Genomic DNA, 25,907 nt, shown 5'->3' with positions numbered 1-25,907 from the left:
CGAATAGCGGGCCTGAAATGGCGATGTAGTGATAATTAGTTCGGTGGGTCGGCGAGGGCGGGCGATTCACGCCCGTCTCGCTGCTTCAGGCCCGCGTTCCCGTCAGCGACTCCAACAGCAGGACCGCCGTATCCTTCGCCAGCGGGTCGTTCGCGTTCCCGCACTGCGGCGACTGCACGCAGGAGGGACAGCCGTCCTCGCAGTCACAGTCGGAAATCAGTTCGGCGGTCTGTCGCATCAGTCCCTCGGCGATGTCGTAGCCGGCGCGCGTGATGCCGACCCCGCCGGGGTGGCCGTCGTAGATGAAGATTGTCGATTGGTCGGTGTGGCTGTGGTACGGCGTCGAGAGCCCGCCGATGTCGCCGCGGTCACAGAGGAGCCGGAGCGGAAACAGCGAAATCATCCCGTGTTCCGCGGCGTGGATGCCGCCGTTGAAGCCGTAGTCGCGCCCCTCCGCGCGGTCGCTCGATAGCTCCCGCATCTCCGCTTCCACGTCGCCGGGGACGGTGAAATACAGCGCCTTCGTTCGCAGGCTCGTCTCCGGCAGGTCGAGCAGTTGCTGGCCGATGGTCGTCCCGCGCTTCGGGTCGCGACGCTCGAACCCCGTAATCTGCTTGCGCATCGTCACCTCGGCGAACCGGACCTCCACGTCGGACCACGTCGACAGCGGCTTCGACAGGATGTCCCGTTCGACCGTGATGTGCTTGTCGTGGAGAACGCGGGTGTAGTAGTCCGCCCACGTCGGCTGGAGTCGTGCCACGTCGCGGTCCAAATCGAGCTCCGCGACCTCGTACGTCTGTCCCTGATGGTGGTAGACCGCGCCGGGATGGGCGTCTCGAAGCGCGTCGTCGAACGCCAGCGTGGCGATGGTCTCGTCGTTCCGCGAGTCCATCAGTTGGACCTCGCGGTCGGTGATGGTCCGGAGGCTCATCGCGTGCTGCGGGCTCTCGCTTCCGTCGTGGGTCCACCGGAGCCCCTCGTCCGTCTCCCGGCGCGCCAGCGTTCCGTCGGCTTCGAGGCCCGAGACGACGCCGGGGAACGACCCGCCGAAGTACGACTCGTCGCCGGTCGAGAGCCAGTTCTCGGCGGCGGCGCAGGCGACGTGCGAGGGGAGCAGGTGGTCGTTTTCCGGGTCCGAGACGGCCCGCTCGGGGTCGCCGTCGAAGAACTCCGCGGGGTGGTTCAGCAGGTACTGGTCGAGTTGGTCTTCGCCGCCGACGAGGACGACCAAGGCGGGCCTATCGCCGCGACCCGCCCGTCCGGCCTGTTGCCACGCGGACATCCGCGTGCCGGGGTAGCCGTCGATGAGCACCACGTCGAGCCCGCCCACGTCGACGCCGAGTTCGAGCGCGTTGGTGCTCCAGACCCCCGTGATGTCGCCGTCGTGCAGGCCGGCTTCTATCTCCCGCCGCCGGTCGTGAGTCAGGGAGGCCTGATACGCCGCGATTTCCCCCGCGAGCGCGTGTTCGCCGCGGCTTCTGAGGTCGCTCGCGCTCTCGGAGGCGTACCGTTCGGCCGCCTGTCGGGCGCGGGTGAACGCCAGCGTCTGGTGGCCGCGGGCGACGAGGTCGACGAAGAGGTTCTTGGTCTCGACGTGGCCCGAGCGCCGCCGCCCCGACCCGCCGGCCTCGGGGTTCTCGTACTCCGGCGGGTTCCACAGGAGCCAGTTGGTCTCGCCGGTCCCGCTCGTGTCCTCGTCGACGAGCGCGAAGGTGTCCTCCCGCTCGCCCGTGATGCGCGCGGCGTGCTCGACGGGGTTGCCGATAGTGGCCGAACAGCAGACGAACTGCGGGTCGGAGCCGAACCGCTCGCAGACGCGCTTGAGCCGACGGAGGAGCAGCGCGACGTGGCTCCCGAACACCCCGCGATAGCCGTGGACCTCGTCGATGACGACCGTCTCCAGCGAGGAGAAGAACCACTCCCACAGCCGATGGGCGTGCGGGAGAAGCGCGTAGTGAACCATGTCGGGATTCGAAAGTAGGACCGTCGGCATCCGCTTTCTGACCTCGCGCTTTTCGGACTTCGACAGCCGGCCGGTGTACTGGTCGACCGAGACGCGGCTGCCGAAGCCGAGGCCGCGAGCGAGGTCCGACAGCGTGTCGAGTTGGTCGGCGACGAGCGCGTTCTGCGGGCCGAGATAGAGCGTCCGGCCGCCGTGGTCCATCGCCCGCTCGAACGCCGGCACGGTGTACGCGAGGCTCTTGCCGCTGGCGGTCCGCGTCGCCAAGACGACGTTGTTCCCGTCGCGGACCGCCTCGACCGCCTCGGCCTGATGGCGGTAGAGTCGGTCGATGCCGCGGTCTTCGAGGGTCGACGCCAGTCGCGGTTCGAGGTCCACGTCGGCGAAGGCGGGCTCGCGCGCTTCGAACCGGCGGTGAGACCGAATCTGCCCCTCGTAGTACGGTCTGGTCCGGAGCCACTCGATGAGGTCGTCCACACGCCTACTGCGGACGTGGCCGCCCTAACGCTGTCGCAGTTCTGAGGTGGTAGCACGAGCCACGGTAGCCGCGCCGTTTTTGTTCTTCGCGTCCCGACGGAAGCGCATGAACGAATCCGCGGACGCCGTCCTCATCTACGACGGTGAGTGCGCCTACTGCTCGGTCGCCGCGTCGGCGCTGAAGCGCCTCGACGACGTGGAAGCGATTTCGTGGTACGACGACGCGGCGCAGGCGTTCCTCGACGCCCAGTTCGCGGACGTGCCGTTCGCTATGGTCCTCGTCGACCGGCGGGAGAGCCGCGTCTACGCCGGCCGCGCCGCCGCGAAGGAACTCACCGACCGGGCCGGGATGCCCGGCCTCCTCGGCAGTCTCGTCCGCGACAACTACGACAGAATAGCGAAGGTCGTCGGCGCCGCCAGCGGTCGCGGCCGCGACCCCGACGACGTCCACAGCGTCTACGACCTCGACGCCGACGCGGCCGAGCTGTTTTCGTCCCTCCTCGACAACGCCGAGCCGCGACCCGCCGAGCTTTCGTAGTCGGGGCGACGCACTCCGACCGATGACCGGCCCGAAGAACTCGACCGACGAGAATCCGACAGTCCACACGCTCGACCCCGCCGTCCTCGGCACCGACGACGACCCGCTGGCCCTCGGTTCTCGGTCGCCCGCCGGAACGTACGCGCTGGTCTTCGACGCGCCCGCGGCGACCATCGACGTCGGCGCGTTGGGCGAGCACCGCGTTTCCGCCGGTGCCTACGTCTACGTCGGGAGCGCGTTCGGAACGGGCGGATTGCGACGCGTCCTCCGCCATCGGCGCGTCGCGGCCGGCGACCACGACGCTCGCCATTGGCACGTCGACTACCTCGGCGGCCATCCGGCCGTCGAACTCGCGCGCGTCGTCTGCGTTACCGACCGCGACGTGGAGTGCGCGGTCGCGACCGAACTCGCGTCCTCGCTCGGTTCGACCCCAATCGAGGGCTTCGGCTCGTCGGACTGTTCGTGCGACGCGCACCTCGCGCGCGGTGACTCGGTCGAGACGGCGACACCGCTCGTCGAAGCAGCATTTCGAAGCAAAATGTGAAGGGGGATGTCTCCCCCCTCTGACGCCCGAACCGGACCGGGCACCCCGGTTCGGACGAAAAGCCGGTTGTCAGAGGCACCCCGGCATACCCTCATACTGCTGCTACACGCTTTACTTCACCCATCGCATCACTCAGTCATACCGTGACTTGGCATATATAAATACGATGTTTCTTTATATGCTTGTGGCCGATTCTCCTGTTCTTTAAGTAGTACGACGTTCATGTAGCTCGACATGGTTCGGTCCGAGGCTGACGAGGTGTTCGACGTGCTCGCGTCGCGGGCTGACGTGCTCGAGGCCGTCGTTCGCCAGCCTCGGACCACCGCGGAACTCGTGAGCGGGCTCCCAGTGTCGCGCTCGACCGTCGACCGCGGCCTCCGCGAGTTAGAGCGCGCGGGCTTCGTCGAGACGAGCGACCGCGTCCACCGCCCGACGCTCGCCGGGCGAATGGCGCTCGACACGTACTCGAACTTCGTCGAGTGTTTGGACGACATCGACGCGGCCGCCGCAGTGCTCGACTCGCTCGATTCGGACGCGCCGCTCGCGCCGGTCTTCCTCGACGGCTGCGAGGTCGTCGCCACCGATGACGGCCTCGGCCCCGTGCTCTCGAAGCTCACGTCCTTCGTCGAGGGCTCGACGTCGATACGCGGCCTCGTCCGCGGGGCGCTTCCCTCGCAGGTCGACGCCTACCACCGGGCGGTCGTCGAAGACGGCACCCCGGTCGACCTCGTCGCCACCGACGACGTGGTCCAACGGCTCGTCACCGCCTATCGGCCGCAGCTCGCCGAGGCGTGGTCGGTCAGCTCCTTTTCGCTCCGGTCGGTCGAATCGCTTCCCTACAGTCTCGTCGTCTCCGACCTCCCGGACGGCCCCGTCGCGTTCCTGGTCGCGTACTCCGAACGCGGCCTCGCGGGCGTCGTCTACAACGATTCGCCCGCGGCGGTCGCGTGGGCCAGAGAGCGCATCGAAGACTGTCGGGCGGACGCCTCGTCGCTCCCCCGACCGCCGGTCGACGGGGGCTGACGACCCCGCGGCCGCGGCCGATGTCCGCGAGACCCCAACGACTTACGGGAGCCACCGCGAAGGAGTCCCAATGACGACGACGTTCCCCGAAATCCCCTATCTGGAGTGGATTGTCGACCGGGCGGACGAGGCCGCCCACGACCTCGCGACGAGCGACCTCGGGTCGTCCCGGCGCGGCGACGACCTCGTCCCGCCGGTTCTCTCCGGTCGCTCGGACCCCGAGGACGCGACGCTCGCCGGCCAGCTCGCGGCGCGCTACGGCGTCTCCGAGTCGTCGGTCCTCGTCACCGCGGGCGCGACGAACGCGAACTTCCTCGCCGCCTGCGCGCTCCTCGGCCTCGCGACCGGCGAGGAAGACGCCGAAGAAGAAGACGACGAGCCTGACGCCTCGCGCCCGCAGGTGCTCGTCGAAAAACCCGGCTACCAGCCGCTCGTGGCCACGTCCGAGGCGCTCGGCGCGCGCGTCGACCGCTTCGTCCGCCCGCCCGAGTACGACTACGAACTCGAACCCCATCGCCTCGACGGGGCCTCGACCGACGCCTTCGCCTACGCCATCGTCACCAACCGCCACAACCCGTCCGGCAAACTCACGCCGCGCGCCGAACTCGCCGAGGTCGCGTCGGCCGCGGCCGACGCCGGTGGCTACCTCCTCGTCGACGAGGTGTACGCGCCCTTCGTCGACCCGGCCGCCGACGGTCCCTTCGGAGGTATCACGGCGTCGGGCCTCGACAACACCGTCGTCACCGGGTCGCTGACGAAGTTCTACGGCCTCGGTGGGCTCCGAGTCGGCTGGATTATCGGCCCCGAAGAAGTCGTCTCCCGCGCCCGCTCGGCGTCGATGTACCTCCCCGCGGTCGCCGAGCCGAGCACTACACTCGCCCGGCGCGCGCTCCACCACGGCGACGAGATAGAGGCCGCCGCCCGCGAACACCTCTCGGCGAACCACGACCTCCTCGCCACGTTCGTCGCCGAGCGCGACGAACTCGACGGCCGCATCCACGCCGGCGGGACGTTCGCCTTCCTCGACCACGTCTCCGCCGACGGCGACGCGGTCGCCGACGCCGCGTGGGACCGCGGCGTGCTCGTCGTCCCCGGTCGCTTCTTCGACGCGCCGGAGTCGTTCCGCATCTCCCTCGGCGGCGACCCCGAGGCGATGGAAGCCGGACTCGCCGCCTTCGGCGACGCGCTCGACGACCTCGCCGAGTAACTCGGCCACCGCTCCGACTCGTACCTCCCGGCGGCGCTTCCGGTCTACTGCTCGGTCTTCTCGATGAGCGGGTGCTGGAGGTAGTCGTTGACCTCCACGTCCGCGAGCGACTGGAGGCCCCCAACGCGGGCCATCCTCCGCAGACCCAGTTCGTCGACCTCTTCCGGGGAGACCGAAAGGACGTGCGCGAGCATCCGGTCGATATCGAGGCGTCTCGCCGCCATCGCCCGGTGGTGGCCGTCGACGAGGAGCGTCTCGGCTCCGTGGGAGACGACGATGAGCGGCTCCGCGAGACCGTTCTGGAGTTCGTACTTCCGGCCTTCGAGTTCGTCGCCGTACACCTCTCGCTGAGTCGGAATCAGCGAGTCCACCTCGACTTCGCGCTCGGCGACACTGATTGACGCGTCGTGGGTCCGTTCGAGCATCTCGCGGGTGCTCTGGACCTTGGAGGGCGTCGTCCGCTCGATTTGGCTCCGCACCGCGTCGCCGTTCGAAAAGAGGCCGAGCAGCACCCGGTCGTCGTCGACGACGGGGAGGAACTGGTGGCCGGTGCGGAAGATGACGCGCGCGGCGTTCTTCACCGTCATCTCCGGGCGGACGACCACGAGGTCGCGGCTCATCACCGACTCGACCCGCACGTCGCCGTTGACCTCCAAGAGGTCTATCGCGCCGACGAACCCGAGGAGGTGGTCGTCGCCGTCGACGACCGGGAGGCCGCCGTACTGCGGGCCGGCCTTGAGTCGGTCGACCACGTCGGTGACCCACGCGTCGGGCCCGACGGTCTCCACGTCGGTCGTCATGTACGCGTCGACGCGAACGTCGTCGAGTTCCATCGGTGTCATTGGTGGTTCACTCGCATCTCGGTCGTCCCGCGGTTGACCGCGGAGCGCCCTAAACGTATCTGCGACGAAAAACGAGGTGGGACGACGACCGGCGTCGCGTCCGAGTCGGGCCCGCGATGCGCGCCGTCGGAGCGCCGCCGCGGCGTCCGCGTTACGCGTCGATGGCGCGCGCGAGCACCTCGACCGGGTGCGGCGGATCGTCGTCCGCGCCGTCCATGTCTTCGAGTTGGGTCCGGCAGGACGCGCCGGGGGCGACGACCACGTCGCCGGGACTCTCGGCCACTTGGCCTTCGAGGATGTTCCCGATGGCCTTCGACATGGAGTAGTGTTCGGCCTCGTAGCCGAACGAGCCGGACATCCCGCAGCACGTCGAGTCCAGCGGGTCCACCTCGAAGCCGGCGCGGCGGAGGACGCCCACCGCGTGGTGGTCCTTCTTCGTGGACTTCTGGTGACAGTGGCCGTGGTACGTCAGGTACTCATCCTGCGGGAGGAACGACAGCGACTCGTCGAGCCGGAACGCGTCGACGTACTCCATGACGCCGTAGGCGTTGGTCGCGACGGTCTCCACGTCGTCGCCGGAGAGCAAGTCGAGGTAGTCCGACTGGAACATCACCGCATCGGAGGGTTCACAGAGGACGATATCCCATCCCTCTTCGACGTAGGGCGCGAGGACCTCGACGTTCTGCTCGGCGTCGGCGCGGGCCTTGTCGAGAAAGCCCTTCGAGTGCGGCGGCCGACCGGAGCCGGCGACGCCCTCCGGAATCCGAACGTGGACGTTCGCGGCCTCCAGCGCCTTCACGGCGGCCTTGCCGACCTCGGGGTGGTTGTAGTTCGTGTAGGTGTCGGGGAACAACAGCACCTTGCGGTCGGCCTGCGCCTCGGTGATGTCGGCCGACCCGCGGCTCTCGAACCAGTCCACGAAACTCGTCGAGTGGAATCTCGGGAGTGAGCGCTCCTTGGCGATACCGACGGTCTTCTCCATGACCGTCCGCGCGCCCGGCACCTTCGTCGCCGCGTTGGCGAGCGGGGCGAACGCCGACCCGAGCTTCGACAGCGAGTCGATGTTTGCAAAGAGCTTGTCGCGGAGGCTGGAGCCGTTGCGCTGGTGGTACTCGTGGACGACCTCTGCTTTCATCTTCGCCATGTCGACCTCGCTCGGACAGTCCTTCGAACAGCCCTTACAGCCGACACAGAGGTCGAGCACCTCGTCGACGAACTCGTCGGTGAACATCTCGTCTTCGGGGAGCCCGCCGCTCATGGCCTGCCGGAGCATGTTGGCGCGGCCGCGGGTCGCCTGAATCTCCTCTTCGGCGGCGCGGAACGTCGGGCACATGACGCCGCCGACCGTGGACTGCTGGCCGCGACAGCCCGCACAGCCGTGACAGAGTTCGACCATGCCCTCGAACCCGTTGTCGTTGTCCCAGTTCAGCGCCGGTTCGAAGCCGGCCTCGAACTCGTAGTCGGGCGAGAATCGGAGGTTCTCGGTCATGTCGTAGTCGCCGCAGATGTTCCCCGGGTTCAGGAGCCAGTCGGGGTCGAACGCTGTCTTGAGGTCGCGGAAGACGTTCCAGAGGTGGTCGCCGTACAGCTTGCGATTCCACTGGGTCCGCGCGCGGCCGTCCCCGTGTTCGCCCGAGACGGAGCCGCCGTACTTGACGACCAAGTCCGTCACCTCGTCGGCGATGGCCTCGAACGTCTCGACGCCCTCGACCGTCTTCGTGTTGACGAGCGGGCGGATGTGCAGGACGCCCGGCCCCGCGTGGGCGTAGTACGAGGCGAAGGTGTCGTGTTCGTCGAGGATGGCCTGGAAGTCCGAAACGTACGCCGGGAGGTTCTCCGCCGGGATGGCGGTGTCCTCGATGTACGCGATGTGCTTTTCGTCGGTCGTCCGACCGAGGAGAATCGGGAGCCCCGACTTGCGCATCTTCCAGAACTTCGCGCGGGTGTCGGCGTCGTGGGCCTCCATGAAGTCGGTTGCGCGGCGCTCCGTTTCGGTCACCGAGGCCGAGCCCTCGTCGGGGTCGAACTCGGTGCCGGCGGGGTCGATGACGCGGTCTTCGATGAGGTTCGCCACCTTCTGTTTGCCGTCCTCGTCGGAGTCGGCGTAGAACTCCACGAGGAGCGTCGAGTCCGTGCCCTCGGGGAGCATGCCGACCACGTCCGCGAACTCGGCGGTGTCGCGAGCGAGGTCGAGCAGCACGTCGTCCATGACCTCGACGGCCGCCGGCTCGTGTTCGAGAATGGGCGCGACGTCGTGCATCGCGTCGATGACGTCGTCGTAGGTGAGAAGCGCCACCGACGCGGTGTTCGGAATCTCCTCCAGCGAGACGGTCGCCTTCGTCACGATTCCGAGGGTACCCTCGCTCCCGGCGATGAGCCGACCGAGATTGACGCGGCCGGCCTCCCAGTCCTCGTCGATGCCGGTATCGTCCGGCGTGCGGCGCTCGCCGCGCATCTCGTCGACGAGCATGTCGAGGTTGTAGCCCGAGACGTTGCGCTTCAGGTCGGGGAAGCGCTCGGAAATCTCGTCGGCCTCCTCGTCGAGTATCCGCGCGACCTCCGCGTGGACGCGCGCTTCGAGGTCGCCGTCGGGGTCGCCGGACTCGCGGAGTTCGTCGACGCTCACCTCGCCGAACGTCGTCACCGTGCCGTCCGCGAGAACGATTTCCAGCTCTTCGATGTAGTAGTCGGTCTTGCCGTACTTCAGCGAGTGCGAGCCGGTGGAGTTGTTGCCGATTGCGCCGCCGAGCGCGGAGCGGTCGCCCCACGCCGGGTCGGGCGCGAACTTCAGACCGTGGGGGGCGAGTTCCTCGTTGAGTTCGCCGAGGCGGACGCCCGCTTCGGCCGTGGCCGTCCGCGCCTCTGGGTCGATTTCCTCGACGCCGCCCATGTGGCGGACGAGGTCGAGGACGACCGCCTCGTTGACGGTCTGGCCGGCGAGGCTCGTGCCGCCGCCCCGGGGGAGGACGGGAATTTCGCGGTCGGCGCAGTACTCCATCACCGCCGCCACGTCGGCGGTCGAGGTCGGCATGACGACGCCGATGGGGACTTGCTCGTACGCCGACGCGTCGGTCGCGTACAGTGTTCTCGTGTAGGTGTCGAAGCGCACGTCGCCCTCGACGAGGGACTCGAGGTCTTCGACCAGCCCCGGCCGCTCGACGTCGTCGCTGACGTAGTCGTAATCGCCAGCGAGCGCGGGGTCGGTGGCCGGTTCGTGCGTGTTGGATGCCATTGATTAGCTCTGTCGTATGTCGGTTTGCGTGAACGGATAAAGACACCCGGTGACGGGTGTCGGTCCGGGTCGCGCGCGGTTGGTTTGCGCGTCGATTCGCGACCCGAACCGAGTCGGTTCGGTCCGGTTCGAGTCGGGCCGGGACAATTCAGGTCGGTCCTGTCGGGACCCCCGTCCGGTCAGAACACGCCCGGGAACAGCACGTAGCTGAACAGGAGCGTGAGGACGCCGGTCGCGGTCCCGTAGTACAAAAGCGGGATGAGTTCGAGGCGGATGACGCGACCCTCCTCGCCGACGAGGCCGACGACCGCGAGCGCGGCGACGACGTTGTGGACGGCGATGAGGTTGCCGATGGCCCCGCCGACCGCCTGCGCGCCAAGCATGACGGTCTTCGGCGTGCCGATTTGGTCGGCGACGCCGTACTGGAAGGTGCCGAACAGGATGTCGGAGACGGTGTTCGACCCCGCGAGGAACGCGCCGAACGCGCCCACGAAGGCGGCGAAGAACGGGTAGGCACCGCCCGCGATGCCGGCCATCCCCTCCGAGAGGACGATGAGCATGCTGTCGGTGCCCGTCGCGTTACCCGACTGGAGCATTATCTGGACGGTCGCCACGGCGAACAGCAGCGCGATGACCGCCGGCGTGACTTTCTCGATGGTCTCGGCCCACGTCGCTTTGACCGCCGCCGTGTCCATGTCGTGGAGGCCGATAGTGACGAGATGGACCGCGAGGAACACCGCACCGGGCAGGTAGAGCAACTGGAAGTCGCCGGTCAGGTCCGTGCCCCAGATGTTGGCGTACTCGAACACGAGATTCGACGTGAGGAAGCTCGTCAGCGGGTCGAACACGCGGGTGACGACGAGCAGGGCCGCGACGAGGACGTACGGCGTCCACGCCTTCCAGAGCGACATCTGCTGGACGACGCCGCCGTCGGCGGCGACCGCGCCGCCGCGCTCGCTCGTCTCGCCGGGCTGGATGTCGCCGACCCAGTGGTCGGGCCACTCGGTCTGCGGCGCGAAGTCCCACTCCTCGTCGGGGTGGAAGAAGCCGGCCTTGAGCGCGGAGACGGTGAGCAGCAGTCCGACCATCGCGCCGACGAGGCCGGGGAACACCGGTCCGAGGAAGTAGGCGGTCAGGAAGTACGGCACCGAAAAGGACGCCCACGCGAACAGCGTGAGGGGGAGGACTTCGAGCGCCGGCTTGATGGAGCGCTCCTCGCCGAAGAAGCGCGTCATCATGGCGACGCCGATAAAGGGGAGCACGACGCCGACGACGACGTGGTTCATCGCCGCGAAGACGGCGATTTCGGACACCCACTGTTCGACGCCCGTGCCCTGCGCGTCGAGCGCGTTCGTGATGACCGGCACGTCGTCGAAGATGTCTATCATCCCGATGATGAGCGGCGTGCCGACCGCGCCGAAGGTGATGGCCATGAGGTTCCCCGTGAGCGCGACCACGACGGCCGCGAGCGGCGGGAAGCCGAGGCCCACGAGGAGCGGGCCGACGATTGCCGCGGGCGTGCCGAAGCCGGCGGCCGCCTCGATGAACGAGCCCATGAGGAACACGAGCAGGACGACCTGCACGCGGCGGTCCTCGCTGATGGAGGCGAAGCCGTTGTTGATGGCGTCGAAGGCGCCCGTCTGCTTGAGCGTGTACAGGAGCAAGATGGCCCCGAAGACGATGTACAGGATGTTCGAGGCGGTGATGAAGCCGTTGATGGTCGACGCGATAACCCACTGCGGCGTCATGCCCCAGCCGAGGACGCCGGCCCCGATTGCGACGAGCCACGCGACGGGCATCGCCCGCGTCGCGGGCCAGTACCGCCCGACCATCAGATAGGCGATGGTGATGAGCGGGAGCAGAGCGATGAGCGCGTCGGTCGCGTTAACCATGCCGCACACCCCCACAGTTCGTTCCAGCCTGTGCCGTTCCAGATTCGTGCCTGATGCGGTGCATCGTGGAATCCGCTACACAACTTTTGTGATAAATATCTATCGTTCGTCGCTATTTATGACATATCTGGTTTCGGTCGTCTTCCCCGGAGTACACAACCCAGTACACTCGTGGATACTGCGCCAAATACGCGGTTAAACGCCGATTTACGGTCTTACATGGTCTATTCTGTCTGTTCGGGTTCGGAGCCGAAATCGAACCCTCGACTCTCGAAACGACCACTTCACACGTGTTTCTCGGCCATAACACACGAATGAATCGGAAGTACACTCGTGTGCAAAGGCTTATGCAGTCGTGTGAAAAGGACATCTCATGGACGATGAGTCTCGCGCGCGCTCCCGAAACGAGCACGGACAGTACGTGGGACGCATCTCGCTGGACGCCGTCTTGGAGGTGTTCGAGGCGCGCGACGACGCGGCCCGTCCGCTGACCGCCACCGACGTGATGGAGGCGCTCGACTGCTCGCGGCGCACCGCGCACAACAAACTGAACGAACTCGAAGAACGCGGCGACCTCGCCACTCGAAAGGTCGGCGCTCGGAGTCGCGTGTTCTGGATTCCGATGGCCGCCGACGCGGACTCGACTGTGGGACGGGCCGCGGGTTCGACCGACCCGGGCTCTTCCCCTGAAACCGCGGTTGCGGGCGAGGCCGACGACCCCGACGGCCTCGACCACCCGCCCGCCGTCTCGTCCGCCATCGAGCGCGCCGACCTGCCGGGGAGCGGCCCGATGCTGGACGCCCGCCGCGAGGCGCTGTCGGCGGCGTACCAGTACCTCACGGACCACCCGGAGGCGAAGAAGGCCGACTTCCTGCGGGACGTGTACCGAGACTACCCCGCCGGCTTCGAGTCCGCCGAGGGTTGGTGGAACGCGATTCAGCCGGCGCTCAAGCAACTGCCCGGCGTCGACCCGCCGGAAGAGCGCGGCCACATCTGGCACTTCCTCGGCGGGTAGTCCGGTTTTCGAACGCGACAGCCACCCTACGAATTTATACACCATCGGGCCACAATCCCGGCAAACGCATCGATGTCAAGGGATTCGCCGTCCGATAGTGCCGTTCCGGGGTGTCTCGTCTCGTGAGCGACGGTCGCCCCGGTTCAGACGCGGACGCGTCCGCGCGGTCGGACGCCCCCGCCGATTCGGACGATTCAAACGGGGAACCCCCGGAGTCCGCCTCCTCGACGGAACCGAGCGTCGCCGGCGGCGACGACGTCTACGCCTCCGAGGTCGAGGGAAAGCAGTACCGCGGCACCTGGTATCTCCCGCTTCGCTACGAGGAGTTGGAGGAGTCAGACGACTCGGAGGACTACCCCGAATCGGGTGAGGGCGGGTCGTTCCGCCTCGCCGACCTCCCGCGGGTCCCTCGCGTCGGACACGTCGTCGGCCCCTCGGCCATCATGCTCGGGGCGTCGCTCGGCAGCGGCGAGACGCTCTTTTGGCCCGTGTTGACTGCGCAGTACGGTTGGGGGGTCTTCTGGGCGTTCGTCGTCGGCGTCTTCACGCAGTTCCTCATCAACACGGAGCTTCAGCGCTGGACGCTCGCCACCGGCGAAAGCATCTTCCGCGCGTTCGCACGCGTGGGGTCGTACTGGCCGTGGGCGTTCCTCGTCGGCGGCCTCATCAGCCTCGGCTGGCCCGGCTGGGCCGCCGGCGCGGCGCAGGTCGCCACGACGGCGCTCGGACTGGACGGGTCGGTCGCACTCTTCGGCGCGTCGCTCGCGACGTGGAAGCTCGTCGCCGCCGTCCTGATGGGCGTCATCTGGCTGTCGTATCAGGTGTCGTCGGTCATGTACAACGCCGTCGAGGTGTTCCAGATCGGCCTCCTGTTCGTCGCCATCGGCGCGGCTCTGCTGCTCGTCGCCGTCACCGGCTCGTGGGTCGAGTTCGCCGACCTCCCCGCGGCCGCGGGCTCGGTCGGGACGCTCCCCGAGGGGCTCGACATCGCGGTCTTCCTCGGCGGCCTCGCCTTCGCCGGCGCGGGCGGCTACCTGAACCTCTCGCAGAGCCTCTGGATGCGGGAGAAGGGCTACGGTATGGGCAACTATCAGGGGCGCGTGAAGAACCCGCTCCGCGGCGACGACCCCGAACCCATCGAGCGCGACGGGTTCGCGTTCCGTCCGACTCTGACGAATCTCCGTCGGTGGCGCGGCTGGTGGCGCGTCGTCCAACTCGAACACCTGCTCACGTTCGTCCTCGGCTTGCTCCTCGTCGCCCCCGCGCTGATGAGCGTCGCCATCCGCTACGCGTCGGGGTCGACCGCCAACGCCATCCAGATGTGGCTCGGAGACGTCGTCCCGCTGCTCGGCCCGGTCGGCTCCGTTCTCGTCTTCGCCGTCCTCTTCGTCGCGCTGTTCACCACCGAGTACGCCATCGTCGAGTCGTTCGTCCGCAACAGCGCCGACGCCCTCTACGAGTCCTACGGCCGGGAGGCCGGCTGGGACCTCCCGAAGCTGTTCTGGCGGCTCCTCACCGCCTTCTGCGTCTGGGGCGTCGTCATCATCCTGCTTTTCTCCTCGCCGTTCGAGGGTCAAGAGCCGTTTTTCTTCCTCGTCGTCGGGGCCGCGATGTCCGGCGTGATGATGTGGCCCTACACCGCGCTCGTCCTCGTGATGAACACGACTCGGCTCCCCGAACACGTCCAACCCGGCTGGGCGCGCGTCGTCGGTATGTGGTGGGCGACGGGCTTCTACGGCTACTTCAGTGTCCTCCTCATCGGGACGTGGCTGACCACCGTCGGTCTCGAGACGTTCCGGACGGTTCCGACGGTCCTCGGGAGCGGCACCGGCGGCTACCTCCTCTGGGCTGGCTACTTCGTCGTGCAAACGTACGCGGTGACGAAGTCCACCGCCGGTAAGCGCGAGGCGGCCGGAACGGTCGCCGACGCGGACGAGGCGGCCGGCCGGTTCCCCTAACTCTCATCCTTCATAATTAACCGACAGCGAGGTGTCTGAACCCGAAGAACGATTATGTAGAACGCGCTAGCTCAACGTATGTCAACCGGCACGGTTGCGACGTTCGAGGACTCGCTCGAACGACTCGAAGTAGGCTGGACACACGCGTCTTCCGATAGGCTGGCGGACGTGCTCGAAGGACTCTGTTCGGACCCGACTATCGGCGTGGAACTTCCGTACGACGGCGTCGAGCTCCCCGGCTGGGTGAACACCGACCCGACCCCCGCGGACCTCCGCGAGGCGAACGCCGGTATCACGGCCGCGGGACTGGGCATCGCGGACTACGGGAGCGTCGTCGTGCAGGGCACGCCCGACGGCATCGAGCCGGTGAGTCTGTTCGGCGACCTCCACGTCGCCGTCCTCCGACGGTCGGATATCGTCCCCGGCATGCCCGAGGCGTTCGACTGGCTGGGCGAGGAGTTCCGCACGGGACACTCCTCGGCCATTATCGCCACCGGCCCGAGCGCCACCGCCGACATGGGCGCGCTGGTGAAAGGAGCGCATGGTCCGAAGGAAGTCCACGTGGTGATTCTCGATGAGTAAGGCGCGCGAGGCCAAGGCGGCGAAGATTCGACAGTTGATGGAGACCGAGGGCGACGCCGTCGGCACGAGCACCCGCGGGTTCAACGAGGGTCGCTACCAGTCGGTCCAGACGCTCGACGACTACGAGGGGCTGAAGTCCGAAGCGCGGGCCATCAAGGAAGACGCCATCGAGCGCCTCCCCGAACTCATCGACCAACTGCGCGAGACCGTCGAGTCCAACGGCGGCACGCTCTACATCGCCGACGACGCGGCCGACGCGAACCAGTACATCCGCGAGGTCTGCGAGGACAAGGAGGCCGAACGCGTCGTCAAGTCGAAGTCGATGACCTCCGAGGAGATAGAGGTCAACGAGGACCTCGAAGCCGCCGACATCGACGTGGTCGAGACCGACCTCGGCGAGTGGGTTTTGCAGGTCGCAGACGAGTCCCCGTCGCACATCGTCGCGCCCGCCATCCACAAGTCGCGGGAGGCCATCGCCGACCTGTTCAACGAGACGTTCGACCCCGACGAACCCCTCGAGACCGCGGAGGAACTCACGATGTTCGCCCGCGAACAACTCGGCGAACTCATCGAGGGCGCGGACGTGGGGATGACCGGCGCGAACTTCATCACCGCCGACACCGGGACGATGGCGCTCGTCACCTCCGAGGGTAACGCCCGGAAGACGGCCGTCGTGCCCGATACACACGTCGCGGTCGCCGGCGTCGAGAAAGTTATCCCGACCGTCGAGGACCTCCGTCCCTTCGTCGAACTCATCGGCAAGTCGGGAACGGGACAGGACATCACCTCCTACATCTCGCTTCTGACCCCGCCGGTCGAGTCGCCGACCGTCGACTTCGACGCCCCCGACACGCCGCTTTCGGAGACCGAGACGGACCGCGATTTCCACCTCGTTCTCATCGACAACGGGCGGTTCGACATGCGCGAGGACGACCAACTGCGCGAGACGCTCTACTGCATCCGGTGTTCGGCGTGTTCCAACGTCTGCGCCAACTTCCAGCACGTCGGCGGCCACGCCTTCGGCGGCGAGACCTACTCCGGCGGCATCGGCACCGGCTGGGAGGCCGGCGTCGAGGGCCTCGACAGCGCCGCGGAGTTCAACGACCTCTGTACCGGCTGTAGCCGGTGTACCACCGCCTGCCCGGTCGAAATCGATATCCCGTGGATAAACACGGTCGTCCGCGACCGGGTCAACCGCGGCGAGGTCTCCGAACTCGACTGGCTCGTCGAGGGGCTCACCCCCGACGAGGAACCCGGCGGCGTCAGCCTCCAGAAACGCTTCTTCGGCAACTTCGAGACGGCCGCGAAGGTCGGGAGCTTCTTCGCGCCCGTCTCTAACTGGGCCGCCGGACTCGGCGTCTCCCGCGACATCATGGAGCGGTTCCTCGGCATCGACGCCCGCCGCGAACTCCCCGCCTTCCAGCGCGAGACGCTGAAAGACTGGTTCGAGAACCGGACCTCGCGGGTCGACGACCCGGTCCGGACCGCCGTGCTCTATCCCGACGTGTACACGAACCACGTGCAGGTCGAACGCGGGAAGGCCGCGGTCCGCACGCTCGAAGCCCTCGGTGTCGACGTAATCGTCCCCGACGTTCGCTCGTCGGGCCGCGCCCCGCTCTCGCAGGGCATGATTGCGACCGCGGAAGATCACGCCCACGACGTGTACGCCGGCCTCGCGGAGCACATCGACGACGGCCGCGACATCGTCGTCATCGAGCCGTCTGACCTCGCGATGTTCCGAACCGAGTACGAGAAGTTCCTGCCCGAGAAGTCCTTCGAGCGCATCTCGGAGGTCAGCTACGAGGTCATGGAGTACGTCTTCGGCCTACTGGAACACGGCGCGGACGCCGACGCGCTCTCGACGAGCGAGGGAGAGGGCGTCGCCTACCACAGCCACTGCCAACAGCGCACCCTCGGCCTCGAAGGCCACACCGAGGCGGTCCTGTCGGACCTCGGCTACGACGTCGCCACCTCCGACGTGGAGTGTTGCGGCATGGCCGGCTCGTTCGGTTACAAGTCCGAGTACTACGAACTCAGCGTCGACGTCGGCTCCGAGCTACAGGGACAGTTCCAGACCGACGAGAACAGAGACCGCACGGTCGTCGCCAGCGGCACCTCCTGTCTGGAACAGCTCGATTCGCTCCTCAGCCGGCCGACGCAACACCCGATTCAGCTGGTCGCGCCGCGGCGGTAACGCGCCCCCGTTTCGGTCCCCGCCTCGGCCGTCGCCCGCGACGCGAGGAACGCCATCTTCTCAACGGAACAACACGTCTTTGTCCGGCGATTTCTCGCCGGCGTCGGACGCCCGTCTGCCGCGTGTCTGCGCCCCGAGCCGTGGGCTACGAACAATTAAGACCCGGCATCCCATGTTGGCGGATATGGACGGGACGCCCGAAGAGATTACGACGCTCGTAGGCCGGGAGGTCTACTCGAACAACGGTGTGTTCGTCGGCGAAGTCGAAGACGTCCGCCTCGACCTGGACCACGAGACGGTCACCGGTCTCGCGTTGACGGCGCTGAACGACGAACTGTTCCGCAATCAAATCGAACCCGGAAAGGGCGTTCTCATCCCGTATCGGTGGGTCCGCGCCGTCGGTGACGTCATCCTCATCAACGACGTCATCGAGCGCCTGAAGAATCCCGAAGAAGACGAAGAGTCGCTCGTCGTCTGACGTTCTAGCTTCCGTTTCCGCTCTCGCCGCCCTCCACGCCCATCGCACGGAAGAGCTTGCGCTTTACCGCTTCCTCGGTGAGTTGGAGGAGCGTGTCGCGGTTGTCGTCGTTGGATTCGATGCCCGTGAAGATGCCGAGTGGAATCTCGACGGACCCCTGCGTGGAGTGGCCGCCGGCCTCGCCGATGCCGGTGAAGGCGTCGCTCAGAATCTTCCCGATGTTCATGCGGATGTCCTTCGACCGCGCCGCGAGATAGATGGTGTCGTCGGCGATGCCGAAGACGGCGGTCGTGGTGATGCCCTCCAGGTTGAGGAGGTGCTGGGCCGCCTGCGTCAGCGCGTCGCGGTCGCGGATGAACCCCGCGTTCGAGACGAGGTGCGAGCCCTGCACGTCGCGGTTCTGGATGGCCTCGGCGAGCACGTCCAGCGTCTCGGGCGACATCGACGGCGACTCGACCTTCTCCAGCGTGTCGTGGTCGGCGAAGGGGTAGAGGTACGCCGCGGCGGTCAGGTCCGCGGGCGTCGTATCGCGCTTGAAGTCGAGCGTCTCGGCGCGGATGCCGTAGAGGAGCGCCGTGGCGACCGCCTGCGACGGGCTGAGGTCGAACTCCTGGATGTACTTCGTGAGAATCGTCGAGGTCGAAGAGACGTTCGGCCGCACGTCGGTAAAGCGGGCGTCGATGCCGTCGTCGGGCTCGAAGTGGTCGATGAACACCGTGATGTCGGCGTCACCGAGGTCGGGCATCCCCGACTTCATGTGGTCGACGAGCGCGACCGCGCCGTACTCTTCGAGCGGCTTCGAGTCGGCCCGCGGGGTGAGTTCGATGCCGAGGATGTTCACGAACGCCCGGTTCTCCTGGTGTCCCATGTCGCCCGAATAGAGGATGTCGGCTTCGACGTCGTACTCGCGGGCGATGGCCTGTAAGGCGACCGCCGACGCGAGTGAGTCGGGGTCGGGGTTGTCGTGGGTGAGGATGGCCATCCCGTGGTCGGTGTCGCGCAGGAGGTCGGCCAGTTGGCGGGCTTTGTATTCGAGTTCGCCGGACTCGACGCTCCGAAGTGCCGAGTCGGCGATGACCTCGGAGGGATTGATGACCACGTCGGCACCGAGTTTCGTCAGTTCGTCCTCGGAGACGGGGTCCGACGCGCGGACGACGATGAACTGGTCTTCGCCGCGGTCGCGGATGGTCGAGACGGCGGCCTTGTTGGCCTCGACGTCCGACGAGAGGATGAGAATCACGTCGCGACCGGTGACGGCGCCGGCCAGTTCCGGGTCGGTGATGTCCGTCGTCTGCGCGTTCAAGTCCTGGTCGCGCAAGGCTTCGACGCGGCTTTCGTCCTTGTCGAGGATGAGGACGTCTTTTCCCTCGTCTGTCAGTTCCTCGGCGACCGCGTGCCCGACGCTCCCACAGCCGAGTATCGCGTACGTAGACATCGAGGAAATGCTGACCCCTGTGCTCATCGTTGCCCGCTACTCCGGTCGGCCGCCACTTAACACCCACCGTTTGTTCGTTGTTTCGTGCGTGTGCGTCCCTGCCGTCGTCGTACAGAAAGGAAAGTCATTTTACCTACCGGCAGTTACGAGAGATTGCAAGGGCCGGTAGCTCAGTTAGGCAGAGCGTCTGACTCTTAATCAGACGGTCGCGTGTTCAAATCGCGTCCGGCCCATTCCTTCATCTCAGACCAACTTCGGCAGTCGGGACTCCGGCTCGGTCGTTCGTGTCGGATAACCGACTCGGTCGTTCGTGTCGGATAACCGACTCGGTCGCCACCCTCGGGTGTTTTATGTCCCGCTCCGAACGCTACCGAGTATGAACCAGAGCGACAGGACCGAAGTGGTCCTCGTCTTCATCACGCTTCTCGTCGCCGTCGTCTTCGGGCTGGCTACAGGCGTCGGGGAGCGCTTCGACCCCGACCGGTTCGTCGCCGCGCTCACCCCGGACTTCGGGGTGTTGTTCGGGGCCGACGTCGTCGCCGGTGCGGTGCTCGTGACGCTTTTCGGCGGCCTCGCGGTCGGCGCAAAACTCCTGTTCGATTCCTGACTCAGCGCCCGAGCACGACCCACGAGTTCCCGCGGCCCGGCGAGGGCGCGAGTCGAAGCGGGAACTCCGACCCCACCGTCGCCGAGGCCAGGCGAGCCCGAAGGTCGGAGGTCGCACACGCCACCACGGTGCGGAGCTCTCCGGTTTCGGCCACGCGGACGGTCATCGCCCCGTGGTCGTTCATCTCCCGCTCGACTCGGATGAGGCGCGTCTCCACCCCTCTCGCCACCGTTTCACCATCCACCAGTTCCATGGTAACATGTCTCTTTTCGTGAGGGATAAAACTCACCACCGTTATCCGGGGGCTTTAGGTCATCTTCGTCGACGGCCGGTTCCGGAACTTCTTTTCACCGGTTAGCCGCACACAGCCCATGGACCGCACCCGTCTCAGGTTTTGGACGCTGTATCTCACTCGGTTCGCCGGCGGTTTCGGCTTCATCACGCTCGTCACCCTGCTCCCGAAGTACATCAACGAACTCGACCCGGGTGCGGTCGCCGTCCCCGAACTCGCGCTCGGCGGGCTCGCGCTCGGCGGGTTCTCCCTCTCTCGCGGCTTCGTCATCGGCATGTTCACCACCGGCTTCACGCTCGCCCAGACTATCGCCGTCGTGCCGCTGTCGTGGGCCGGCGACCGGTACGATAAACGCCTCGTGCTTGCGGGGACGGTCGGCCTCGGTGCGGTCGTCTACGCCGCGTTCCCGCTCGTCGACTCCAGTCTCTCGTTTATTCTCGTGCGGGCCGCACAGGGGGTCGCCGTCACCGGCGCGGGGCTGATGTCGCTCGCGCTCGTCGGCGAACTCGCCCGCGAGGGGACGCGCGCGAACCACATCGGGAAGGCGAACGCCGCCCGCTTTGCGGCCTCCATCCTCGGAAGCATCAGCGCCGGTATCCTCTACGACCTGTTCGGCTTCACGCCCATCTTCATCGTCATCACGATTCTCCTGACCATCGCCGTCGTCGCCATCTGGGTGTTTCTCCCGCCGGACGAGACCCGCGTCCACGGCTTTCCGTTCACGGACCTCGCGCTCAACGAGCGCATCCTGACGATGGCGACGTTCCGCGTCCAGTACGCCGTCGCGGTCACCCTCGTCCGGACGTGGGTGCCCATCTACGCCGGGGTCTCCGCGGCCTCCGGCGGCCTCGAATACGGCGGCATCGCCGTCGCCGCCACGGTCGTCGCCGAGAAGTTCACCAACATGCTCTGTCAGCCGTACACCGGGCGCATCTCCGATTCGTACGGCCGGGCGCGGTTCGTCTTCGTCGGCGGCGGCCTCTACGGCCTCATCGCGCTCGCCGTCCCCTTCTCGCCCGCGGTCGGCGAGGCGCTCGCGCTCCCTGCCGCCGTCCCCTTCCTCGGTCCGCTTTCGCCCGCGTTCCTCCCGCTCGTCGGCCTCGCCGGCCTCCTCGGCGTCGCAGACAGCCTCCGCGAACCGGCCAGCATGGCGCTGTTCGCCGACGAGGGCTCCGGCGGCGCGGGGGTCGCCAGTAGCTTCGGCATCCGCGAACTCCTCTGGCGGCCCGGCAGCGTCGTCGCGCCCCTCCTCGGCGGCTACCTCATGGCCGAAGTCGGCATGGAGTGGGTGTTCTTCGTCGGCGGCGCGTCGGCCATCACCGGCGTCCTCGCCTTCCTCGCCGCCCTGACGTGGTCCCACGGGACCGACGCGCTCACGACGTGGTAGGGCTCCGCGTTTAATCTCTCGCGTCCCTTCTTTCTCTCATGTCCGACGACGCGCCGCCCGCGACGACCCGCGACCGCCCGATGACCGAACCGAGTTACGGCATCCCCGAATCGGAAGAGGGGCTCTTGGAGTGGCACCTCGTCGAGACCGCGTTCGCCGACGGCGAGGTGTTCTGGGCCACGACGACCCGCCCCGACGGCCGCCCGCACGCCCGCCCGGTCTGGGGCGTCTGGGTCGACGGCGCGTTCCACTGCGGCGGCGGCGAGCGGACTAGATGGGTCAGAAACCTCGCGCACGACCCGCGCCTCTCGGTTCACACCGAAAGCGGAACCGACGTGGTCATCCTCGAAGGCGCCGCCGAGCGACTGGACGCGGAGACCGCCGACGAGACCACGCTCGCCCGCATCGACGACGCCTACGAGGCGAAGTACGGGATTCGCCACGGGACGCCGGTGTTTCGGATTCGACCCGAGCGCGTGCTGGCGTGGTCCGGCTTTCCCGCCGACGCGACGCGGTGGCGGTTCGAGTCGGCCTGAGCGCCGTCGTCTCGTTCCGCTTCGATTCGTCTGTTTTCCCCGCGAATCGGATTTCATATCGCGCTATTTAATTTATTAGTTCGAGAGGCCGGTCCCGGTACCACTCCGCCCGTTCTCACGCTCCGACACGCGGGCCTAGGGTCATTATCGTGTCACTCGTATCACACGGCATGGACCATCTCGAAACCCCGGCGGTACACCGGTTGCTGACCTCGCCCGCCGGCCGACTGCTGACCTCGCGACCGTTCGAGGCGTTCAAAACTCGCTCGCTCCCCCGCGAGTTCGGCGTCGTCCGCGCTCGCGCCGCGGCCGACGTGGCGCTCTCGGACGGGCCGGAAGCGTACCTCCGCGAGGTCGGTTCGCCGCCGGCACCGCACCTCCACGACCGAATCGAACGCGCCCTCGCGCGGTACGCCCGCCTCCGCGGCGCGTACGACGAGACGATGGAGCGCTGGGACAGCGTCTTCTGGGGCGACGACGAGTCGACGCCCGACGAGCGCGTCGCCGTCGAGCGCGAGCGCCGCGAGGTGTCGGAACGGCGGGCCAAGCCGACCGGCATCTTCGGCTTCCTCCCGAAGGAACACCTCGTGCCGCCGGTGAAGTTCGAGACGCCCTCGCCCGAGGACGCGCGAACCCGCTGGCACCACGAACTCGCCGAACCCGAGCGACTGTACGGCTTCGCCGAGTCCAGCGCGGCCGAGGAGTTCCCTCGAGTCGAGCGTTCTGCGACGGTTCGAGGGCCGGGAACCGTCGAGTATCTGCTTCGCTTCCGGTCGCCCTCGCCGCACCTCAGCGACCGGGCGTCTGCGCGGGTGTACGAACCCGTCGACGCCGCCGACGACCTGCCCACGCTCGTCTTCCACTCCGGCTGGGGGATGTTCGACGACCAACTCACCTACTGGCCCGAAGAGGAGTACGTCGCCCGCGCGCTCGCCCCCGAGGGGTACCGGGTCGTCCTCCCCGACGCGCCGTGGCACGGCCGGCGCGAGCTACTCGGTCGATACAGCGGCGAGCCCTACATCGCCCGCGCGCCCGTCGGCCTGTTCACGCTCTACTCGGCGGCTGCGCTGGAGACCGCCGTCCTCACCGACTGGGCGCGGACCGAGGGCGCGCCGGCCGTCGGCGTCGGCGGCGTCAGCCTCGGCGGAACCGTCGCGCTCCACGTCGGGGGCCGGTGCGGCGACTGGCCCGAGTCGATGCGCCCCGACCTGCTGTTCCCCGCGGGGATGCCCGGCGCAATCGACCAGACGCTCCTCGCGGGGGGACTCACGAAACTGCTCGACATCGACGCCGCCCTCGACGCGGCAGGCTGGGCCGGCGAGGCGCTCCACGAGTTCGCGCCGCTGTTGAACCCGCCCAAAGACCCGTGTCTCGCGCCCGAACGTGTCTTCCCGTTCGTCGGGGCTCGCGACGAGATGGCCCCCGCGTCCACGGCTCGCGCGCTCCTCGACGAGTGGGGCGTCCCGAGGCCGAACCGCCGCGAGTGGGACTGCGGACATTTCGGCGTGCTCGCGAACCTCATCAGAGACGAGTCGTTCCGAACGACGGTCCGGCGAGAGTTGGACGCGGCGGCGCGGAACCGCCGGAACAGAGAATCAGTTACTGCCTGAGTCGGTCGCGTTCCTCACTCCGCGTCGGCGAGGAAGTCGGGTTCGGGGCGCTTTTCGTCGTACTCGCTCCGGAGGTGGTCCCGGAACGCCTCGACGCTCACGTCCTTGGCCTCGCGTTCCTTGCGGTCGCGGACGGAGATGGTCCCGTCTTCTTCCTCGTCGCCGCCGACGATGACCATGTACGGGACGCGGTCGGTCTGGGCCTCGCGAATCTTCCGGCCGAGCGTCCACGAGCGGTCCTCGATGTCGACCCGGAAGTCACCGAGTTCGTACTGGAGCTGCTTCGCGTAGCCCATCTGGTCGTCCGAGATGGGCAGGATGCGGACCTGCTCGGGCGCGAGCCAGAACGGGAACTTGCCGTTGAAGTGCTCGATGAGCACCATGAAGAAGCGCTCGTAGCTGCCGTAGAGCGCGCGGTGAATCATCACCGGCTGGTGGTCCTCGTTGTCCTCGCCCGTGTAGGTGAGGTCGAAGCGGTCGGGCATGTTGAAGTCGAGTTGGACCGTCGGGCCGTCCCACTTGCGACCGAGGGCGTCCTTGAACGCGAAGTCGATTTTCGGGCCGTAGAACGCGCCGTCGCCGGCCTCGATGCCGTAGTCGATGCCGCTGTCGTCTAAGACGGCGCGGAGTTGCGTCTCGGCCTGCTCCCAGATTTCGTCGCTTCCGACGGACTTCTCGGGGCGCGTGGCGAGCGCGACCTCGGCGTCCAGTCCGAACGTGTCGAACACCGACAGGATGTTGTCGATGATGAGGTTGATCTCGTCTTCTATCTGGTCGGGGCGGACGAACAGGTGGCCGTCGTCGATGGTGAACGACCAGACGCGAGAGAGCCCCGATAGCTCGCCGCGCTGTTCTTTGCGGTAGACCTTCCCGTCTTCGAAGTAGCGCACCGGCAGGTCGCGGTAGGACCACGACTGCTGGTCGAAGATGGTCGCGTGGCCGGGGCAGTTCATCGGCTTCAGGCCGTACTCCTCGTCGTTCACGTCGAGGAGGAACATGTCGTCGACGTAGTTCTCGTAGTGGCCCGACTTCTTCCACAGCTCCGTCCGGAACAGGTGGGGCGTCTCGACGGGGTCGTAGCCCGCGTCGAGGTTGAGCTGTTTCGCGTAGTCCGCGAGTTCGTCGAGGATGCGCTTGCCGTTCGGCTGGTACAGCGGCAGGCCCGGCCCCGTCGTCTCGTCGATGGCGAACAGGTTGAGTTCCTGTCCGAGCTTCCGGTGGTCGCGCTCCTTGGCCTCCTCGCGCATGTCGAGGAACGCTTCGAGGTCGGACTCGGACTCGAACGCCGTGCCGTAGACCCGCGTCAGCGTGTCGTTTTCCTCGTCGCCGCGCCAGTAGGCCGCGGAGATGTTCAGGAGCTTGACCGCGCCGATTTCGCCCGTCGATTCGACGTGCGGGCCCTTACAGAGGTCCTCGAACTCGCCCTGCTGGTAGAACGACAGTTCGTCGTCGCCGGCGGCCTCCGTTTCGAGGATGTCGCGCTTGTAGGGGTTGTCGGCGTACTTTTCGAGGGCCTCCTCGCGGTCGACGAGGGCGCGCTCGATGTCGAGGTCCTCCTCGATGATGTCGCGCATCTCGTCTTCGATGGCTTCGAGTTCCTCCTGTTCGAGGTCGACGCTCGTCACGTCGTAGTAGAAGCCGTCGTCCGTCCACGGGCCGATGGTCAGTTTGGCCTCGGGGTGGAGCCGCTGGAGGGCCTGCGCGAAGACGTGGGCCGCCGAGTGGCGGAGCACGTCGAGATACTCGTCGGACTGGTCGGTGACGATGACGAGGTCCGCGCCGTCGTGGAGCGGCGTCTTCTTGTCCACGAGTTCGCCATCGACGACGCCGGCGACGGTGTCCTTGCCGAGGCCGGGGCCGATTGCGAACGCGGCGTCTCGCACCGTCGCACCCTCCTCGACGGAGAGTTCCGTTCCGTCGGGGAGGATGACAGCGATATCACTCATACGCGCACGGAACGGACGGGGGAGAATAAGTGTTGTTGAGACGAGCGCGAGCGACGCCCGCTCGCGACCGATTTCGTGCGGGTTGCTAGCACGACAGAGGGTGGGGTCGACGGTCCGACGTGGCCCCGTCGACGCGCTCGCCGCCTCGCCTT

At 67.3% G+C, this 25,907-nt stretch carries 20 protein-coding genes and 1 tRNA gene; 14 read left to right on the top strand and 7 right to left on the bottom strand.

From position 1 onward, the window contains the following. Window positions 1–85: 85 nt before the first annotated feature. On the bottom strand, window positions 86–2,437 hold the full coding sequence (locus C457_RS08600; RefSeq protein ID WP_008093699.1) for a DEAD/DEAH box helicase: 2,352 nt from the start codon (window positions 2,435–2,437) through the stop codon (window positions 86–88). A gap of 106 nt (window positions 2,438–2,543) precedes the next feature. Between C457_RS08600 and C457_RS08595 the strand changes: the two genes are divergently transcribed. From C457_RS08595 to C457_RS08580, 4 genes are all read left to right on the top strand, one after another. Then, window positions 2,544–2,975, top strand: coding sequence for a DCC1-like thiol-disulfide oxidoreductase family protein (locus C457_RS08595; RefSeq protein ID WP_008093698.1), 432 nt, complete (start codon window positions 2,544–2,546; stop codon window positions 2,973–2,975). A 22-nt stretch (window positions 2,976–2,997) separates the two neighbouring features. Further along, window positions 2,998–3,519, top strand: a complete 522-nt coding sequence (locus C457_RS08590; RefSeq protein ID WP_008093697.1) for a GIY-YIG nuclease family protein — start codon at window positions 2,998–3,000, stop codon at window positions 3,517–3,519. Window positions 3,520–3,753: 234 nt separating this feature from the next. After that, window positions 3,754–4,542: a helix-turn-helix transcriptional regulator gene (locus C457_RS08585; protein WP_008093695.1), complete on the top strand. Its 789-nt coding sequence runs from the start codon at window positions 3,754–3,756 to the stop codon at window positions 4,540–4,542. A gap of 70 nt (window positions 4,543–4,612) precedes the next feature. Continuing rightward, window positions 4,613–5,749: a pyridoxal phosphate-dependent aminotransferase gene (locus tag C457_RS08580; RefSeq protein WP_008093693.1), complete on the top strand. Its 1,137-nt coding sequence runs from the start codon at window positions 4,613–4,615 to the stop codon at window positions 5,747–5,749. Window positions 5,750–5,793: 44 nt separating this feature from the next. Here the strand turns inward: C457_RS08580 and C457_RS08575 are convergent, their stop codons facing one another. The 3 genes from C457_RS08575 to C457_RS08565 all read right to left on the bottom strand — a co-directional run bounded on the left by C457_RS08575 (window position 5,794) and on the right by C457_RS08565 (window position 11,715). Next, the gene (locus tag C457_RS08575; RefSeq protein ID WP_008093691.1) at window positions 5,794–6,582 is read right to left on the bottom strand and encodes a CBS domain-containing protein; all 789 of its coding nucleotides are present in this window, start codon (window positions 6,580–6,582) and stop codon (window positions 5,794–5,796) included. Window positions 6,583–6,742: 160 nt separating this feature from the next. Beyond that, on the bottom strand, window positions 6,743–9,823 hold the full coding sequence (locus C457_RS08570; protein ID WP_008093689.1) for an FAD-binding and (Fe-S)-binding domain-containing protein: 3,081 nt from the start codon (window positions 9,821–9,823) through the stop codon (window positions 6,743–6,745). A gap of 179 nt (window positions 9,824–10,002) precedes the next feature. Further along, window positions 10,003–11,715, bottom strand: a complete 1,713-nt coding sequence (locus C457_RS08565) for an L-lactate permease (RefSeq protein WP_008093686.1) — start codon at window positions 11,713–11,715, stop codon at window positions 10,003–10,005. Window positions 11,716–12,088: 373 nt separating this feature from the next. Between C457_RS08565 and C457_RS08560 the strand changes: the two genes are divergently transcribed. The 5 genes from C457_RS08560 (at window position 12,089) to C457_RS08540 (ending at window position 17,942) form a co-directional block, all read left to right on the top strand. Then, window positions 12,089–12,730, top strand: coding sequence for an HTH domain-containing protein (locus C457_RS08560; protein ID WP_008093685.1), 642 nt, complete (start codon window positions 12,089–12,091; stop codon window positions 12,728–12,730). A 122-nt stretch (window positions 12,731–12,852) separates the two neighbouring features. Continuing rightward, the gene (locus C457_RS08555) at window positions 12,853–14,688 is read left to right on the top strand and encodes an Nramp family divalent metal transporter (RefSeq protein ID WP_008093683.1); all 1,836 of its coding nucleotides are present in this window, start codon (window positions 12,853–12,855) and stop codon (window positions 14,686–14,688) included. Between the two features lie 78 nt (window positions 14,689–14,766). Next, a complete protein-coding gene (locus C457_RS08550) occupies window positions 14,767–15,270 on the top strand; it encodes a LutC/YkgG family protein (RefSeq protein WP_008093681.1) in 504 nt (167 codons plus the stop codon). Beyond that, entirely contained in the window at window positions 15,263–17,464 is a 2,202-nt protein-coding gene (locus tag C457_RS08545; RefSeq protein ID WP_049913457.1) for an LUD domain-containing protein, read from the top strand. Before C457_RS08550 ends, C457_RS08545 begins: the two co-directional genes overlap by 8 nt. Window positions 17,465–17,648: 184 nt before the next feature. Then, window positions 17,649–17,942, top strand: a complete 294-nt coding sequence (locus C457_RS08540) for a PRC-barrel domain-containing protein (protein WP_007274456.1) — start codon at window positions 17,649–17,651, stop codon at window positions 17,940–17,942. A 4-nt stretch (window positions 17,943–17,946) separates the two neighbouring features. Here the strand turns inward: C457_RS08540 and C457_RS08535 are convergent, their stop codons facing one another. Beyond that, window positions 17,947–19,404 carry a DHH family phosphoesterase gene (locus C457_RS08535; protein ID WP_008093675.1) on the bottom strand — a complete coding sequence of 486 codons (1,458 nt, stop codon included), beginning with the start codon at window positions 19,402–19,404 and terminating at the stop codon, window positions 17,947–17,949. A gap of 132 nt (window positions 19,405–19,536) precedes the next feature. On the opposite strand from C457_RS08535, the gene C457_RS08530 reads away from it, so the two are divergent. Both C457_RS08530 and C457_RS08525 read left to right on the top strand, forming a co-directional pair. Then, window positions 19,537–19,610, top strand: a tRNA-Lys gene (locus tag C457_RS08530). Between the two features lie 143 nt (window positions 19,611–19,753). Beyond that, entirely contained in the window at window positions 19,754–19,984 is a 231-nt protein-coding gene (locus tag C457_RS08525; protein ID WP_008093673.1) for a hypothetical protein, read from the top strand. 1 nt (window position 19,985) lies between these two features. Here the strand turns inward: C457_RS08525 and C457_RS08520 are convergent, their stop codons facing one another. Further along, on the bottom strand, window positions 19,986–20,237 hold the full coding sequence (locus tag C457_RS08520) for a hypothetical protein (RefSeq protein ID WP_049913456.1): 252 nt from the start codon (window positions 20,235–20,237) through the stop codon (window positions 19,986–19,988). A gap of 118 nt (window positions 20,238–20,355) precedes the next feature. On the opposite strand from C457_RS08520, the gene C457_RS08515 reads away from it, so the two are divergent. The 3 genes from C457_RS08515 (at window position 20,356) to C457_RS08505 (ending at window position 23,809) form a co-directional block, all read left to right on the top strand. Then, entirely contained in the window at window positions 20,356–21,663 is a 1,308-nt protein-coding gene (locus tag C457_RS08515; RefSeq protein WP_008093668.1) for an MFS transporter, read from the top strand. A gap of 38 nt (window positions 21,664–21,701) precedes the next feature. Then, on the top strand, window positions 21,702–22,199 hold the full coding sequence (locus C457_RS08510; RefSeq protein ID WP_008093667.1) for a pyridoxamine 5'-phosphate oxidase family protein: 498 nt from the start codon (window positions 21,702–21,704) through the stop codon (window positions 22,197–22,199). A 170-nt stretch (window positions 22,200–22,369) separates the two neighbouring features. Beyond that, window positions 22,370–23,809, top strand: coding sequence for an alpha/beta hydrolase family protein (locus tag C457_RS08505; RefSeq protein WP_008093666.1), 1,440 nt, complete (start codon window positions 22,370–22,372; stop codon window positions 23,807–23,809). Window positions 23,810–23,823: 14 nt separating this feature from the next. On the opposite strand, the gene thrS is transcribed toward C457_RS08505, so the two are convergent. Continuing rightward, the gene (gene thrS / locus C457_RS08500) at window positions 23,824–25,755 is read right to left on the bottom strand and encodes a threonine--tRNA ligase (RefSeq protein WP_008093665.1); all 1,932 of its coding nucleotides are present in this window, start codon (window positions 25,753–25,755) and stop codon (window positions 23,824–23,826) included. Between the last annotated feature and the right edge of the window lie 152 nt (window positions 25,756–25,907).

The organism is Haloferax prahovense DSM 18310 (genome assembly GCF_000336815.1).
Classification (GTDB): domain Archaea; phylum Halobacteriota; class Halobacteria; order Halobacteriales; family Haloferacaceae; genus Haloferax; species Haloferax prahovense.
Note: the sequence above shows the minus strand (reverse complement) of the source record. Positions and strands in the feature narration are given on the sequence as shown.

Coding starts and splice junctions, on each gene's coding strand:
- C457_RS08595 (WP_008093698.1), top strand. CDS start 2,544: ATGAACGAATCCGCGGACGCCGTCCTCATCTACGACGGTGAGTGCGCC.
- C457_RS08590 (WP_008093697.1), top strand. CDS start 2,998: ATGACCGGCCCGAAGAACTCGACCGACGAGAATCCGACAGTCCACACG.
- C457_RS08585 (WP_008093695.1), top strand. CDS start 3,754: ATGGTTCGGTCCGAGGCTGACGAGGTGTTCGACGTGCTCGCGTCGCGG.
- C457_RS08580 (WP_008093693.1), top strand. CDS start 4,613: ATGACGACGACGTTCCCCGAAATCCCCTATCTGGAGTGGATTGTCGAC.
- C457_RS08575 (WP_008093691.1), bottom strand. CDS start 6,582: ATGGAACTCGACGACGTTCGCGTCGACGCGTACATGACGACCGACGTG.
- C457_RS08570 (WP_008093689.1), bottom strand. CDS start 9,823: ATGGCATCCAACACGCACGAACCGGCCACCGACCCCGCGCTCGCTGGC.
- C457_RS08565 (WP_008093686.1), bottom strand. CDS start 11,715: ATGGTTAACGCGACCGACGCGCTCATCGCTCTGCTCCCGCTCATCACC.
- C457_RS08560 (WP_008093685.1), top strand. CDS start 12,089: ATGGACGATGAGTCTCGCGCGCGCTCCCGAAACGAGCACGGACAGTAC.
- C457_RS08550 (WP_008093681.1), top strand. CDS start 14,767: ATGTCAACCGGCACGGTTGCGACGTTCGAGGACTCGCTCGAACGACTC.
- C457_RS08545 (WP_049913457.1), top strand. CDS start 15,263: ATGAGTAAGGCGCGCGAGGCCAAGGCGGCGAAGATTCGACAGTTGATG.
- C457_RS08540 (WP_007274456.1), top strand. CDS start 17,649: ATGGACGGGACGCCCGAAGAGATTACGACGCTCGTAGGCCGGGAGGTC.
- C457_RS08535 (WP_008093675.1), bottom strand. CDS start 19,404: ATGAGCACAGGGGTCAGCATTTCCTCGATGTCTACGTACGCGATACTC.
- C457_RS08525 (WP_008093673.1), top strand. CDS start 19,754: ATGAACCAGAGCGACAGGACCGAAGTGGTCCTCGTCTTCATCACGCTT.
- C457_RS08520 (WP_049913456.1), bottom strand. CDS start 20,237: ATGGAACTGGTGGATGGTGAAACGGTGGCGAGAGGGGTGGAGACGCGC.
- C457_RS08515 (WP_008093668.1), top strand. CDS start 20,356: ATGGACCGCACCCGTCTCAGGTTTTGGACGCTGTATCTCACTCGGTTC.
- C457_RS08510 (WP_008093667.1), top strand. CDS start 21,702: ATGTCCGACGACGCGCCGCCCGCGACGACCCGCGACCGCCCGATGACC.
- C457_RS08505 (WP_008093666.1), top strand. CDS start 22,370: ATGGACCATCTCGAAACCCCGGCGGTACACCGGTTGCTGACCTCGCCC.
- thrS (WP_008093665.1), bottom strand. CDS start 25,755: ATGAGTGATATCGCTGTCATCCTCCCCGACGGAACGGAACTCTCCGTC.